General features: G+C 65.3%; 8 protein-coding genes. 4 read left to right on the forward strand and 4 right to left on the reverse strand.

Going from position 1 to position 14,846, the window contains the following annotated elements; translation table 11 throughout:
- Positions 1 to 65: 65 nt before the first annotated feature.
- On the reverse strand, positions 66 to 3,596 hold the full coding sequence (locus tag J4E00_RS27725; RefSeq protein WP_208178612.1) for a gliding motility-associated C-terminal domain-containing protein: 3,531 nt from the start codon (positions 3,594 to 3,596) through the stop codon (positions 66 to 68).
- A 193-nt stretch (positions 3,597 to 3,789) separates the two neighbouring features.
- Between J4E00_RS27725 and J4E00_RS30150 the strand changes: the two genes are divergently transcribed.
- From J4E00_RS30150 to J4E00_RS27740, 3 genes are all read left to right on the forward strand, one after another.
- The gene (locus tag J4E00_RS30150) at positions 3,790 to 4,971 is read left to right on the forward strand and encodes an endonuclease/exonuclease/phosphatase family protein (protein ID WP_208178613.1); all 1,182 of its coding nucleotides are present in this window, start codon (positions 3,790 to 3,792) and stop codon (positions 4,969 to 4,971) included.
- Between the two features lie 290 nt (positions 4,972 to 5,261).
- Entirely contained in the window at positions 5,262 to 6,800 is a 1,539-nt protein-coding gene (gene cysS / locus J4E00_RS27735; RefSeq protein ID WP_208178614.1) for a cysteine--tRNA ligase, read from the forward strand.
- Positions 6,801 to 6,920: 120 nt separating this feature from the next.
- Entirely contained in the window at positions 6,921 to 7,952 is a 1,032-nt protein-coding gene (locus J4E00_RS27740; RefSeq protein WP_208178615.1) for a M28 family peptidase, read from the forward strand.
- A 349-nt stretch (positions 7,953 to 8,301) separates the two neighbouring features.
- Here the strand turns inward: J4E00_RS27740 and J4E00_RS27745 are convergent, their stop codons facing one another.
- The 3 genes from J4E00_RS27745 to J4E00_RS27755 form a co-directional block, all read right to left on the reverse strand.
- Entirely contained in the window at positions 8,302 to 9,984 is a 1,683-nt protein-coding gene (locus J4E00_RS27745; protein ID WP_208178616.1) for an FG-GAP-like repeat-containing protein, read from the reverse strand.
- Positions 9,985 to 10,065: 81 nt separating this feature from the next.
- Positions 10,066 to 10,533 carry a hypothetical protein gene (locus J4E00_RS27750; protein ID WP_208178617.1) on the reverse strand — a complete coding sequence of 156 codons (468 nt, stop codon included), beginning with the start codon at positions 10,531 to 10,533 and terminating at the stop codon, positions 10,066 to 10,068.
- Between the two features lie 246 nt (positions 10,534 to 10,779).
- Positions 10,780 to 11,685 (reverse strand): LD-carboxypeptidase, encoded by a 906-nt coding sequence (locus J4E00_RS27755; RefSeq protein WP_208178618.1) that lies wholly within the window; start codon positions 11,683 to 11,685, stop codon positions 10,780 to 10,782.
- 207 nt (positions 11,686 to 11,892) lie between these two features.
- Here J4E00_RS27755 and J4E00_RS27760 point away from each other — a divergent pair, with 207 nt between their 5' ends.
- On the forward strand, positions 11,893 to 14,838 hold the full coding sequence (locus J4E00_RS27760; RefSeq protein ID WP_208178619.1) for a T9SS type A sorting domain-containing protein: 2,946 nt from the start codon (positions 11,893 to 11,895) through the stop codon (positions 14,836 to 14,838).
- Positions 14,839 to 14,846 lie beyond the last annotated feature (8 nt).

Consider the following 14,846-nt stretch of genomic DNA (forward strand, 5'->3'; position numbering starts at 1 on the left):
AAAAGAAACCGCCTGCCATCCTGAGCTTGCGCAGGATGGCAGGCGGGGTAAAATTAGCGACAAGCCTAGCGTCGGATTTCGACCCATCCCTTGGCTTTGCGGTCCTGGGTGTCGCGCAGCAGGTAGTAGTACACGCCACTAGCCAGGCCGGCGCCATCCCAGTCGTAGTGGTAGTCGTCGGTATGGTACACGCGCTGGCCCCAGCGGGTGTAAACGTCGAAGGAAGCGGGCAGGCAGCTGAAAACGGGCTTGAATGTGTCGTTGAGCTGGTCGCCGTTGGGGGTGATGATGTTGGGTACTTTCACTTCGCCCACTTCCATGGGGGCAAAGCCGGTGAGCACCTCGCAGTTGCCGTAGCGGGCCGTGAGCTGGATGCGGTAGCTGCCGGGGGTGGCGTAGCGGTGGGTGGGAGTGGCCTCGATGCTGTGGGGGCTGCCGTCGCCGAAGTCCCAGCTGTAGGTGGCGCGCGGGGCCAGCAGCACGGGCGTGAGCGGGCAATCGAAGGGGGCCAGGCCGGCGTAGCGCGGGGTGGCGGCGCACACGGGCAGGTTCAGGTCCACGTTCTGCTCGGAGGTGGGGGCCAGCACCACCAGACGGGTGGCGGTGGCCGTGCAGGGGCCCTGCCGCACGGTGTAGGTGAGGGGAAATACGCCGCCGCGGTTGTTGGTATTGGGCGGGGTGAAGAAGCCGCCGGGTGTCACGCCCGTGCCACTCCAAGTGCCGCCGGCCGGCGAGTAGCCGCGCAGCTGGAAGGGTTGCCGCAGGTCGGCGCACAGCGTGGAATCCGGGCCGGCGATAATGGCGCTGGGGTTCACTACCGAAACCTGTTGGGTTGTCGTGCCGCAGCCCAGCGAGTCGGCCACGGTGTAGGTAAGGGTGTGGGTGCCCGCGCCGGCCGTGGCGGGGTTGAAGCTGCCGCCCGACACGCCCGGCCCGCTAAACGTGCCACCCGTTGGTGTTGCCGTCAGGGCCACGGCGGGCATCGTCACGCACTGCGGAGGCAGCGCCACCATAGCGGGCACCACCGGCGGGGCCACCACGTAGCGTACCGTGCGGGTGCTCTGACAGATGCCGGTAGTGGCCACCGTGTAGCGAATGATGTATTGACCAGGCCCTACGGCAGAGGGCATGAAGCGGTAGCCGCCGCCCGTGGCCGCCTGCACGCCCGGCCCGGACCATACGCCGCCGGCTGGGGTACCCCCCAGTGGTACCGGGCTACCATCCACGCACACAAAGCGGCGCGGACCGGGGTCGGCCGTCACCACGTCGAAGGTCATCTTGAAGGCGCCGTTGTTGCAGTTGGTGCTGCCGTTGCGAATGGTGTAGGTGCCAGCGCCCGAGGGCGTCGGGAAGCCCTGCGCGCCGCCGCAGCTAGCACACACGGCCTGGTACACAATGCCGCGCTTGTCGAAGCGCGAAGTGCCGCCATCTACGTGCTCAGGCACGCCCTGCTGGCCAAAAAAGGTGGCATAGTCCAGGGCCGTCATGCCAGCCGCAAACTCTGCCAGGTAGAAGTCGGAGCCGTCGGTGGTTGTCTTCAGCGCGCCGGAGGTCACGGGCAGGCCCACGGTGCTGCCGCCCAGCCAGCCGGTGCCCCGGTCGTTCACCGAGCCGCCCCAGCCGCTGATGTAGATGCGCTCACAGTCATCAACCAGAAAGGCGGTGGGCACCAAGTTGGGGCCCGCGCCCGTACCGGCTCCGTTGCCGAATACGGTGCTGTAGAAGCTGCTGGTGAGGTCGGGGTTCAGCTTCTGAATGAAAAGCGAGCCGTTGGCGGTGGTGTACTTGCCAGTGGTGACCGGAAAAGCGCCCAGCGTTTGCCCAAACAAGTACACGTTGCCCAAGCCATCGAGCTGGAGCAGCTGGGCCTGGTCGTATCCTGCAGTCCCGATAAAGGTGCTCCGTTCCAGCGTCTGGCCATCGGCGCTGATGCGGGCCGCAAACCCATCAATGCCCCCACCCTGGAAAGTAGGGCGGTAGGCCCCGGCCGTAATAGGAAAGTTATTGGGCAGGTTGGTGCTGGCTTGAACGGAGCTGCCGCACACAAAAATACGGCCTTGCACATCGCGCTGAATGCAGTAGGCCATGTCGGAATTATTGCCGCCGAGCAGGCCAGACCACGTCACGGCGCTCAGGTCAGCGGTCAGCTTGCACACCACGGCATCGGAAAGCCCACCGCCGTAGTTGCCCCGGAACCCCCGGGACAGGCCCGGGAAATTGCTGGAACTGGTGGCCGAAGCCACGTACACGTTGCCCGACCCGTCCAATTGTACGTCGCTGCGAAAAGCATCGCCGTAGTTAGCCGTAATGCCCGAAGCGGCCACCACGCCGTCGTTGCTGGTGCCGCCCAGGTAGGTGCTGGCCAGCAGGGCGCTGCCATCGGCGCTGAAGCGCGATATCACCAAATCGGAGCCATTGGGCATGTCGTAGGGCGCGCCATCGCCAAAAGGGTCGAGCCGCGAGCCGCCTGCAAACGAGCGCTGCACCGCACCGGCCGTGGTAGGATAGTTGTTGGATGACGTGCTGCCCAGCAGCACCAGTTCGTTGCGGGCATTCACTACCAAGCTGTGCGGAAAATCGGAGCTGACGCCGCCCAGGTAGGTGGCCCACATCCGCGCCGACGCCCCACTCGCGCTGGTGTTGAACTTCATAATGGCCATGTCTTCGGTGCTGGCGAAGGTGGTGCGATAGGCCCCCGGCGTGGTCGGGTAGCTGCCGCCCCGGTTGTCGCACACAATGCCGCCGGAGTAGAGGTTGCCGTTGTCGTCATAGGTGGCGGTGAAACCCCAGTTGTCGGCTGTAGAGCCGGTGAGGGTGGAGAACTGCACGGTGGGGTCGATGACCAGGGCCCGGGCCTTGTCATAGGTGCCCAGGGCGAAGGTCAGGGTGGTGCCCGTGAGCACGTAGCGGCAGGCTACGGCTTGGCGCTGGCCCGTAGCCGTGGTCTGAAACGCTTTCGGGGCCAGCTCGGTAGTCGTGCCCACGGTGGTTTTGATAACCAGGTTGCCGGCCGCGTCCAGGGCCAGGCTGCTGGCGCCTTCGTAGCGCAGGGCCACGCGGGCGGGGTTGGCTCCGGGGGCCAGCAGCACGTCGTATTCCAGGTGCTGTCCGGCGTTTTCGTACAGGGTCAGGTCGATGCCGGGCCAGAGGCGGGTGTAGCGCAACTGGCGGAAGGCCCCAACGTGACTAGCCCAGCGCCGCTCGTCTTTGCCGATGAAATAGTTGCGCTCGCCGGCCGTGGGGGTTTCGGCCGTGAGCGTAGCGCGGGCGCTGGCCTTTTCGAAATGCACCGTGTAGGCGTGCCCGGCGATGCTGTCGGAGGGGGCGGTGGTGGACTTGGGGCTGCCGCCGTGGTGATGGGTCAGCGCGGCCGGGTCCAGAAAGTTATAGGTCAGGCCGGTGGGCAGCACGAAAAGCCGGCCGGCGGGCAGGGCCGCCTCGTAGCGTACCCGCCCATCCCACTGCCCTTTGTTTTGGATGAACTCCAGGCTGGCCGCGCCCGGCTCGACTGGAGCAGTAGCGCGGACGGATGCTACTGATAGAAACAACAGCAGCACCAGCAAGGGGCGACGCAGCAAGCGGAAAAGTTGGGGCATAGAGGTGCCGAAGGCAGAAAAAGTGGAAAAGCCGGAAAACAAAGGAAGCGGAGCCGCCGTATTAGCTGCGCTTTTTCCGGGAACGGCGCTGGGGCAAATTTCGTGCGAGCTTCCAGTCGCAAACTTTTACCGTCCGGCCCCGGCTACGCGGCGGGCCCGTACCGCTACCTTTGCAACCCCCGTTGCTTGTGCCGTGCGCCGCTCCTTTGCCTTCAAACTTACATTCCTGACCCTGGTCTGGCTTCTGCTGGCCATTGCCTGCGAGCAGGTGCCGCCCAGCGCCTTTTGGCCCGCCGTGTTCGGCTCCCTCACCACGCCGGTAGCCTTGCTGTGCACAGCCTTGCTGGCTCTGTATTGGCTGCGCCGCAGCTGGCGAATGGCCCTGCTGCCCATTGCCGCCCTGGCCCTGACGTGGCCCCACGTGCAGCGCGGCTTGGCCCTGCACCTGCCGGTCGAGGCAAAATCCAGCGCCCAAGATGAGAAGCTGAACAATGGTGAAACCATCCATTCCACCTTTTTTGCCCCGCAGACCAGCCAGGTGAGCATGCTCTCGGCCAATGTGCGCATCTTCAACGTGTACGCCGAGCTGCGCGACCCCAACTATACGTCGTCCAAAGGCTCGATGAACTGGCTGGCCAACAGCCCGGCCGATGTGCTCTGCCTCCAGGAGTTCTACAACGAGCCCGCCGGTACGCCAGAAAATAGTGGGGTCTTCCGGGCTGAGGCGCGGCTGGGGAAGGGCAGCGGGCGGCACGCTTTCGTGTCCACGAGCTTCACCAACGGGGCCGGTGCTGAGTTTGGGATGGCAATTTTCTCGCGCTTCGTCATCGTGCGCCAAGGCGTCATCAACTTCGGGCACGTGTCTCAAAACCACGCCATGTGGGCCGACCTGGCCCGGCCCGCCGACCGCACCAGCCACGGCCGCCCCGATACCATTCGGGTATTCAATATGCACCTGCAAAGCATGAGCATGGCCGAAAGCGACATTGCCGCCGCTACCGGCAGCCGCGCCGGCTTGCGCGCCAAAGCCCCCAACCTGCTGCGCCGCTTCCGCTACGGAGCCGTGGCCCGGGGCAGCCAGGTCGATACCGTGCTGGCCCGCATCGCCCGCTCGCCCTACCCGGTGCTGCTAGCCGGCGATACCAACGACCTGCCCTATTCCTACACCTACGACCAGCTGGCCGACCATCTTCAGAATGCCTGGGCTACCGTGGGCCTGGGCATCGGGGCCACCTACAACGGCCGTCTGCCTGGCCTGCGCATCGACCAGCAGTTTGCCTCTGCGCAGTGGCAGGTGCAAGGCTGCCGCGTGCACCGCGAAATAAAGTGGAGCGACCATTTTCCGGTCGAAGGGCTTTATCAGTTAGCAAAGTAGAACAACAACTCCCCTCCTCAGATGAGGAGGGGATGTTCGAGCTTTAGCTCGGACGGGGGTGGGTAAAATAGTTGAACGAAGCACAAACAGCACCCGAATAAAGCCCGAATATCTTCTAAATAACACCCGGTACAACTTCCACAAATCTTCGAACAACCAGCCCGTTATTGTCGTTGCAACACGTCCGCAACCATCGTTCGGGCTTCGTTCAACGAGGTCAATCACTCCGGTTTCAGCTTCGCTGAAACATCCCTTCCTCATCTGAGGAAGGGAGCCGCTACCTTTGCACCATGTCGCTCTCGCTTTATAATACCCTCTCCCGCAAGAAAGAAGAATTCCAGCCCGTGCATCCGCCCCAGGTGGGCGTGTATTTGTGCGGTCCTACTGTGTATAGCGAAGCTCATTTGGGCAACGCGCGCGGCCCGGTGGTGTTCGATGTGCTCACGCGCTACCTGCGTTTCTTGGGCTACCAGGTACGCTACGTGCGCAACATCACCGACGTAGGCCACCTCGAAAGCGACGCCGATACCGGCGAAGACAAGATGGAAAAGGCCGCCCGCGCCGCCCGCATCGAGCCCATGCAGGTGGCCCAGCACTTCACCAACCGCTACCGCCAGCACATGCTGGCCCTCGGCTGCCTGCCGCCCGACATCGAGCCCCAGGCCAGCGGCCACATCATCGAGCAGATTCAGGTCATTGAGGAAATCATCGCCAATGGCCTGGCCTATGAGGTGAATGGCTCGGTGTATTTCGACGTACCCAAGTATAACGAGCACCAACGCTACGGCAAGCTCTCGAACCGCAGCATTGAGGACCAGTTGGCCGGTACCCGCGCCGGCCTCGAAGGCCAGAGCGAGAAGCGCAGCCCGCTGGACTTTGCCCTCTGGAAAAACGCTTCGCCCGAGCACATCATGCGCTGGCCCTCGCCCTGGGGCGAAGGCTTCCCCGGCTGGCACCTGGAGTGCTCGGCCATGAGTCGCAAGTACCTGGGCGACATCTCCGACATCCACGGCGGTGGCCTCGACCTCATGTTTCCGCACCACGAGTGCGAAATCGCGCAAAGCCAGGGTAGCCACTCGCACACCGACGAGGCGCGCTTCTGGGTACACAACAACATGATAACCGTGAACGGCACCAAGATGAGCAAGAGCCTGGGCAACTTCGTGTTGCTCGGCGACATGTTCAAGGGGCCAACCGGGCCGCTGGCGTTCGGCTACTCGCCGATGGTGGTGCGCTTCTTCCTACTGCAAGCCCACTACCGCAGCCCGGTCGATGTGAGCGACGACGCCCTGCAAGCCGCCCGCAAAGGCTACCGCAAGCTGATGAATGGCCTACGTCTGCTCGATAAGCTGGCCGCCGACAGCCTGTCGGGCGAAGTAATCCGTGACCGTACGGTGATGCCACTGGCCGAAGGCCGCCAGCCCGACACCGCCACCGGCGACGAGGAACTGCGCAAGCTGGTTGCCGATGTGTTTGTGGGCCTGAATGATGACCTGAACACGGCCCGCGCCATCGCCAGCCTGTTCAACCTGCTGCGCAAGTTCAATACCCTGGCCACCAGCACCGCGGCCATGGCCACCGTATCGTCGGGCGCCCTGGCCGAGGCTGTGGAAGCCTACCGCGCCGTGGTGACCGACATCCTGGGCCTGCAAGACGAGCCCCGCGCCAATGCCGAAGAGCTGCTCAAGCTCACGCTGGAGTTTTACACCGAAGCCAAAGCCGAAAAAGCCTACGACAAGGTAGACGTCATCCGGGCCGCCCTCAAAAGCCAGGGCATCGTGATAAAAGACACCAAGGCCGGCGTGGAATGGGCCTATAGCGAGGAGTAAAGCTGCCTGTCATCCTGAGCTTGCGAAGGACCTTATTACGCTGGCATTGAGTTGAGTTACTAATCCACATGCCTCCTGGCGCGATAAGGTCCTTCGCAAGCCCAGGATGACAGAAAAAACATGAACTTCCGCACCCTTCGTCTTCCCCTCGCTGCCCTGGCTGGCCTGCTCGTCCTCACCGGCTGCCCGGATAAAAAGACCAACGAAACCGCCGACTCCGGCGCTACGGCCGAGCCCAAGCTGCCCAAAGCGCCTGTGTTCAACGCCGACTCGGCCTATGCCTTCACGGCGAAGCAGGTGGCATTTGGGCCGCGCGTGCCCAACTCCAGGGCTCACATTGCCTGCGGCGACTGGATGGTGGCCAAGCTCAAAAGCTATGGGCTGAAGGTAATGCAGCAGCCTTTCGAGGCCATGACGTTTGATGGCACCAACATCAAGGCCCGCAACATCATTGCCCAGTACCAGCCCACGGCGGCGCGGCGCGTGGCTATCTTCGGCCACTGGGATACCCGGCCCTTCGCCGACAATGACAAAGTGAAGAAAAATGCCCCGATGGACGGCGCTTCCGACGGCGCCAGCGCCGTGGCCGTAGCCCTGGAAATGGCCCGTGTGCTCAGCCAGCAGCCCGACTCGCTGGCTCCCAACGTGGGCGTCGACTTTATCTTCTTCGATGCCGAAGACTGGGGCCACGACGACACAACCCAGCAGGACCTGAAAAACCAGCTCGACGGCAGCGGCACCGAATCCTGGTGCCTGGGCTCGCAGTACTGGGCCAAAAACTTGGTGCCGGCCAACTATAAGGCCGAGTATGGCGTGCTGCTCGACATGGTGGGGGCCAAAGGCGGCAGCTTCACCCGCGAAGGCACCTCGCGCACCAATGCCCGGGGCCCGCTCGACAAAATCTGGAACACTGCGGCCCAGCTGGGCTACTCCGATTTCTTCCGCTTTCAGGATACCGACCCCATTACCGATGACCACGTATATACCAATCAGGCGGGTATTCCCACGCTCGATATCTACGACCACCCGCCGGTGGGCACCGACTTCTTCCCGTCCTACCACCACGCCACCACCGACAACATGAGCATCATCGACCGCAAGACGCTCAAGGCCGTCGGCCAGACCATGGTGCAGTCGCTCTACGTGGACTAGCGCCCGGAAACAGGTCACCCGATTTTATAAACAAGAAGGCCAGCCGGACAACCGGTTGGCCTTCTTGTTGTACTAGCATCCCGTTCGCAGAAACTGCTAGAGCGGTTTCGGCATCAGTGGTAAGTAGCGCGAACTTTCAGTTCGAGTCCCTGTGCCGCTTGGCAGTCGTTCTAGGCCAGTTCACAAGGCCGCTCAGCCTTGAGTTAAGCCGAGAGGGCGGCCAAGAGCGTCGTTCGCATCGGCCCACCGGTTTGCGCCAGAACAGTGTGGGGGCGGATTGCTAGGTTCGTGCAACGGCGGGTGGGGGAAGGCTCCGGCCCATCGTTGTGCTCATGGGAGCCGAGCCGGGCTACTCCACCATCAGGCGGGCCACCTGCCCGGCCGCCCGCACCAGATACAGGCCTGGGGCCAGGCCGGCCACGTCGAGGGTAGCCGCGCCGGCTGTGGCGGGCACCGTGCGCACCACGCGGCCCAGGGCATCGAGCAACGCGACGGTGGTGGCCGGGGGTGGCAGCGTGAGCTGCACCCGGCCGGTGGCGGGGTTGGGGTAGGCCCGCAGGGTGGCGGCCCCGGTAGTGGCCCCGGCGGTGGCCAACGGGGCGGCGGGTCTGTTGAGGCGCACGCTCACGCTGCCGGTGCCCGCGTGGGCGGTGAGCAGGTCAAGGTCGCCGTCGGCGTCCACGTCGGCCAGGGCTAAGCCGACGCCGGGCAGCGGCAAGGCCACGGTGCTGGCCGGCCCAAAGCCGCCGGCACCGGTGTTCAGCAGCACGCTCATGCCCCCGCTGCCGGCGCCGGTGGTCAACACATCGGGGCGGCTGTCGGCGTTCACGTCGCCCACGGCCAGGTCGGAGGGCGCGCTGCCCAGGGCCAGCTCCGCGCCGCCCCCGAAGGTGCCGGTGCCGTCGTTCAGGCGCAGGCTCACGCTGCGGCTGGTGAGGTTGGGCGTGAGCAGGTCGAGGTCGCCGTCGGCGTCCACGTCGGCCAGGCCCACGGCCTGGGGGGCAGTGCCCACTGCCACCAGCGTGCCGTTGCCAAAGGTGCCCGTGCCGTTGTTGCGGTGCACGCTCACCACGTTGCCCAGGGGGGCGGGCACCAGCAGGTCGAGGTCGCCGTCGGCGTCCACGTCGGCCAGCGCCAGCCGGCCGGGCTGCCCGCCCGTGGCCACCTGCGAGCCCTGCACGAAGGCGCCCTGCCCGGTGTTGGCGCTTACGGTCACCGTGCCGTTGCGCAAGCCCAGCACCAGGTCGAGGTCGCCGTCGGCGTCCACGTCGGCCAGGGCCAGGGAGTTGACCGCCACCTGGAAGCCGAGCCCGAGCTGGCTGTTGACAAAGCTGCCGTTGGTGTTGAGGCGCACGACGATGTAGTAACCGCCCCCGCCCAGCGACACCAGGTCAAGCTGGCCGTCGCCGTTCACGTCGGCCAAGTAGGCGGCCACCACGCTGCCGCCCATGCTCACCTCAGCACCGGGCACGAAGGTGCCGGTGCCGGTGTTAAGGCGGAGGCTGACACCCGCCGACGAGCCCGTGCCCACCACCAAGTCAAGGTCGCCGTCGTTGTCCACGTCGCCGGCCACCACCGACGACACCGCGACCGGAAACGGCAGGTCGCTGCCGCCGCCGAAGTTGCCCTGCCCGGTGCCCCCCACGGCCGTCGTGAACTGCTGCACGCGGGGCACGGCCAGGGCGGCGCTCACCGCGGCGGTGGCCGCAGTGAGGCTCACGGACACGGTTTCGCCGGGCTGGAAGTCGTAGGGCAGGGGCGCGTAGCTGAGGGTGTTGCCCACCAGCGTGGCCGCCCCGCCGGCCCGCTGGCCGCCCCGCTGGCTGCTAAACACCTTGAGTCCCCCGGACGCCCCCCCGCCCAGCGGCTGGCTGAAGGTGGCCACCACCGGGGCGTTGCGCGCCACGCTGGCCGCGTTGGCCGACGGTGTGAGGGCCACGAGGGTGGGGTCCTGGGCGCTGGCCGGCACGCCCGGCAGCCACAGCAAGACGAAGGCGGCGGCGCGGGCCAGCCGGGAGTAGGGGTGTTGCATGGGAGAGGGGGCTAAGGATGAGCCACTAAGCTACCTCATTTTCCGCAATAATGACGCTAGCCTTGTCCCGGCAAGCCGGCGCTACTGCCCGGCCACCTGGGCGGCCTCGGCGGGCGTGAGGCCGTAGAGGGCGGCCACGCGGGCATCAATCAGGGCTTCGGCGGCGAAAGTGTCGGCGGTGACGTCGGCGGCGCGGGCGGCGCGGATGGTCTTGACCAAGGCCGCGATTTCCGCCTGCTGCGCGGCGGTGGGGATGGGGATTTGCTCGACGTAAGAAATCTGTATTGCCAAAGCCCCGCCAGCCATCTTCGGCGTCACGCTCTTTAAGAAGTAGTACGTTGCGGCCGAATTGAGAATCCCTAATAGGAATTGGTCGTCGGGTGCAATTAGGAAGCTCAGCAAGTAGGGCAGCGCCAGCCACTGCTTCGCGTTATCCGGCGCGGCTGGCGGGGCCTTTGCGCCCTTCTTCTTCAGCACCGAGCCGGCGAAAGGGTCCAAGCCGGCCCGGTCGTTCAGCTTGCGGATGTAGAGCACGGTTTCTTCCTGCACGGCGGGCTGGAAGAAGAGTTGAGGTAGGGCAACTCGCTGAAGGAGGCGGCCACGTCGGGCGGGTGGCGGCGGGCCGATTCAGTACCCTGAAAAACAGCTTGTTGAGCTCATCGTACTCGGGCACCCGCGCTGGGGGCAGGAAGCGGAAGGCGGCGTGCTCGGCCGGGTGGTAGCGCAAGACCGGTGCTCCCTCTCCTTTGGGATGGGGGCGGGGGTGAGGCGCGTTCACGCCTCTGCGCCTGCTATCTACGCTTCCAAATGCCCGCCCGCCCCGTCCACGGTCAGGGTCACGGTCTGACCCACCACCAGCGCCAGGTTATCGGCCTCGTGGCCTACTGGGAAGCCGTAGCCCACCGGAAAGTCGTACATCCGGGCATACCGGTCAATGATTTCTTCGGCCGTGACACCGAAGGGAATGGCATTGTCGCGCATGTCGGAAAAGTGGCCCACCACCAGTCCGGCCAGCCCAGTCAGTTGCCCGCTGCGGTGCAGGTGCAGCATCATCCTATCGATGTGGTAGAGGTACTCATCCAAATCTTCGAGAAACAGGATGCGGCCCGCGAAGCCGGCCTGCGAGGCCGTGCCGGTAATGGTTTGGAGCAGGCTGAGGTTGCCGCCCACCAATGCCCCGGTAGCAGTACCCGGCCGATTGAGCGGGTGCGCCGCTGCGGCAATGGGCTGAAAGGCTTCGCCGAACAAGGCCCGCCGCAGGGTTTCCAATGCCAGCTCGCCCCCCGCCTGATGAAACAGCACCGGCATCACGCCGTGGATGCTGGCGTGGCCCAGGGCCAGCAGGTGGGAGTTGAGCACGGTGATATCGGAGAAGCCGGCCACCCACTTGGGCGCGGCGCGGAAGGCGGTGAAGTCGAGCCCGTCCACGATGCGGGCCGTGCCGTAGCCGCCCCGCGCGCACAGGATGGCGCGGATGCTCGGGTCGTCGAGCTGGCGCTGGAAGTCGCGGCGGCGCAGGTCGTCGGGCCCGGCAAACTGGTGGAAGTCGCCGGCAATGCTTTCGCCCAGCACCACTTCCAGGCCCCAGCTTTCGAGGGTGGCAATGGCGGGAGCCAGCTCGGCGGCCGAAATTTTGCGGGCGGGGCTGACGATGGCCACACGCTGGCCGGCCAGCAGGGCAGGAGGGAAGGAAACGGACATGGTTTAAAAGCTAAGCAGCTGCAAATAACGCATGACGGCGGGGCCAGGCGGGCCGGAGCGCGAACGCAGCAGTCCGTGGCCACATGTTGCATGAGTACTCGTCAGGCACGCAAACCGCAAAGTTCGCGCTCCGCCCCAACCTCAGTGAGTAGTTCTGCGTCAAGCCAGTAGCTTTGATTTATTCCGTTCACTGCTTTTCGGTTCCGTATGAGAAATCTGTTACTCCTTGCCTTGTTCCTGATGCTCGGCTTTGGCCAAAGGGCTGCCGCTCAGGTTCCCATCGATACCACCGGCGGCCGCTACTTCCAGCCCATCTTCCCAAACGTGACCATGACGCCAAGCGTGGTGTATGGCTCGGCGGTGGGCATTTTCGGCACCCAATCGCTGCTGATGGACATCTACCAGCCCACGGGCGACGCCACCACGCAGCGGCCGGTTATCATCTTCGCCCATCAGGGCGGCTTCGTCACGGGCACGCGCACCGAGTCGTACATGGCAAGTGTCTGCACACAGTTTGCCCGGTTGGGCTACGTCACGGCCAGCATCGACTACCGCCTCAACCCCCTGCTGGTGCTCAATCCCTCCGACACCACTGGCGTGAGCCGGGCTGCCATCCGGGGCATGCAAGACCTGCGGGCCGCCGTGCGCTTCTTCCGCGAAGACGCGGCCACCACCAACTCCTACCGCGTCAGTCCCAGCCGCATTGTGGTGGGCGGCGCGTCGGCCGGCGGCTTCATGGCCCTGGAAGTGGGCTACCTCGACAAGCTGAGCGAAGCGCCGACGGATTTAAACCTTACTGCGGCCGACATTGAGGGCAGCAGCGGCCACCCGGGCTATAGCAGCCAGCCGCTGGCCGTGCTCAACCTGAGCGGCGCCAGCAACCCGGTCAGCATCATTGAGGCCGGCAACGTGCCCCTCTACAGCGCCCACGGCACCGCCGATGCGGTGGTGCCCTACCTAAAGGGCCGGGTGGGCGCGGGCCTGCCGCCCAAGTACGTGTTCGGCAGCGGCCGGCTGAATCCCTACGCCAGCAGCGTGGGCGTGCCCAACGTGCTGCGCCGCTTCAGCCAGGCCCCCCACATTCCGCAGTACCCGGTGCAAAGCGCCAACACCGGCAGCGCCGCGTCGGCATCCTATGCCGACACGACCTATCGCGACATTCGGGCCTTTCTGCGGCCCCTGCTGGCCCCTTTCGCCCTGCCCAGCCTTGTCATCACTACCAATACCAGCGTGCCCGGCGGAGCATATCAGGACATTACCATCAACAGCGGCCAGGCCCTGCTGCTGGGCAACGTGACGGTATACGGCACGCTCGTTATCAAAAGCCTGCCCGGCCAGCCCACCGGCTCCCTCAATACCAACTGCTTCGTGGTGGATGGCCCCGGCAATTTCGACCTGCAGGCCGGGGCCGGGCTGCGCATCTGCGACCCGGCGGGCATCGCGGCCAGCGGGGCTGCCGGGGCCATTCGCAACACCGGCACGCGCAGCTTCAGCAACGATGCCAGCTACGCGTATGAGGGCACCGACAACCAGCTAACCGGCTCGGGCCTGCCCAGCCAGGTGCGGGAATTTGAGGTGAACCTGCCCGACCCCTTCGCCGTGACCCTGGCGAATGGGGTGAGCATCCGGCAGCGGTTTCTGCCCACCCAAGGGCGGGTGAACAACAGCCAGGCGCTGGTGCTGCTTTCCGGTGCCAACGGCACTGCCCTGGTGACGCCCGGCGTCGCCACCCTACGAAGCGACATTGTATTTGAGCGCTACCTCGCCCCCTCCGCGAACCCCGGCCTGGGTTACCGCCACCTGGCCTTGCCGTTTGACTTTGGCGGCTTTACCAGCATAAACGCACCCGTCTTCGCGGCAGAATTTAACCCGGCCTATAACACGGCCACCCGGCCCGACTTGGTGCGCCCCTTCCCTAATATCTACGTCTACGACCAGTCGCGGGCCCTGACTTCGCCGGCCACCAGCTACAGCGAGTTCGACAAAGGCTGGGCCGTGCCCGTGGCCCCCGGCGGCGCACTCACCAGCTTCGACCGCGGCCAAGGGTTCATCATGAACATCAGCGCCGGCCAGACGCTAAGCATCAACGGCCCGCTGACCCGCAACAACGAAGATATCACGGTAGCCTTGCCGGCTGCTGCCACGCCCACCGCCGGCTGGCACCTGCTGGGCAACCCCTTTCCCTCCGGCCTGAACTGGGACGCCGTGCCGATACCCGCCGGCATGGGCGGGGCCATGTACGTTTTTGTGAGCACCAGCCAGTATGCCGGCCAGTACCGCGCCTACGTCAATGGCATGGGCGGGCCCGGCAGCACCATCCCGCTGGGGCAGGGCTTCTTCGTGCGCTCATTGGCTAACTCGCCAGTAACGCTCACCTTTCCGCTGGCATCGCGCATCACCGACTTTGCCGCGTCGAATACCGCCACCGTGCAGCGCCCCACCGCCGACTTGCGCCCGTGCCTGCACCTCACGCTGGCTACCGCCACTCCCGCCATTGCGGATGAAGCTATTCTCTACCTCGAAGCCGGCGCCTTCGCTGGCCCTGACCTGCGCTACGATGCTGTGAAGCTGCCCAACTCCACCGGCCTGAACCTGGGCACTTTAGCCGCCGGCGAAGAGCTGGCTATCAATGGCCTGCCGCTGCTCACGGCTACTACCGTGGTGCCCCTGGCGCTCACGGTGCCCGCCGCTGGCGCCTATACTCTCCACGCCGAACAGCTGTTGAATTTCGCTCCCGGGACTGCCATCACGCTCACCGATGCCCTGACCGGGACGCGCACGCTGCTGGCTGTCGGCACCCGCTATGCCTTCAACATGAGCAGCTATACTGCGCCCGGTCGCTTCGCACTGGAGCTACGTCCTGCCAACGTCACGGCTACCAACCCGGCGCAGCTCCTGGCCGCGCAATTGCAGGTATATCCCAACCCCGCCACGGAGCGCCTGCAGGTGGAGCTGCCCGCCGGCGTTGCCAAAGGCACCGCATCCGCCTGGCTCACCAACTCCCTGGGCCAGATGGTGCGCCGCCAGCAGCTGACCGCTACCAGCCAGGGCCTCAAGGGCGAAATCAACGTCCGCGACCTGGCGCCGGGCGTATACCAGCTGCACCTCACGGTGGCGGGCACGCCGCTGGTCCGGAAGGTGGTAGTGGAATAAGTCGTATT

It is taken from the genome of Hymenobacter negativus (genome assembly GCF_017571495.1).
In the GTDB taxonomy this organism is placed as follows: Bacteria; Bacteroidota; Bacteroidia; order Cytophagales; family Hymenobacteraceae; genus Hymenobacter; species Hymenobacter negativus.

Excerpts from the sequence above, each read along its gene's own strand:
- J4E00_RS27725 (WP_208178612.1), bottom strand. The coding sequence starts at position 3,596 with ATGCCCCAACTTTTCCGCTTGCTGCGTCGCCCCTTGCTGGTGCTGCTG.
- cysS (WP_208178614.1), top strand. The coding sequence starts at position 5,262 with ATGTCGCTCTCGCTTTATAATACCCTCTCCCGCAAGAAAGAAGAATTC.
- J4E00_RS27740 (WP_208178615.1), top strand. The coding sequence starts at position 6,921 with ATGAACTTCCGCACCCTTCGTCTTCCCCTCGCTGCCCTGGCTGGCCTG.
- J4E00_RS27745 (WP_208178616.1), bottom strand. The coding sequence starts at position 9,984 with ATGCAACACCCCTACTCCCGGCTGGCCCGCGCCGCCGCCTTCGTCTTG.
- J4E00_RS27755 (WP_208178618.1), bottom strand. The coding sequence starts at position 11,685 with ATGTCCGTTTCCTTCCCTCCTGCCCTGCTGGCCGGCCAGCGTGTGGCC.
- J4E00_RS27760 (WP_208178619.1), top strand. The coding sequence starts at position 11,893 with ATGAGAAATCTGTTACTCCTTGCCTTGTTCCTGATGCTCGGCTTTGGC.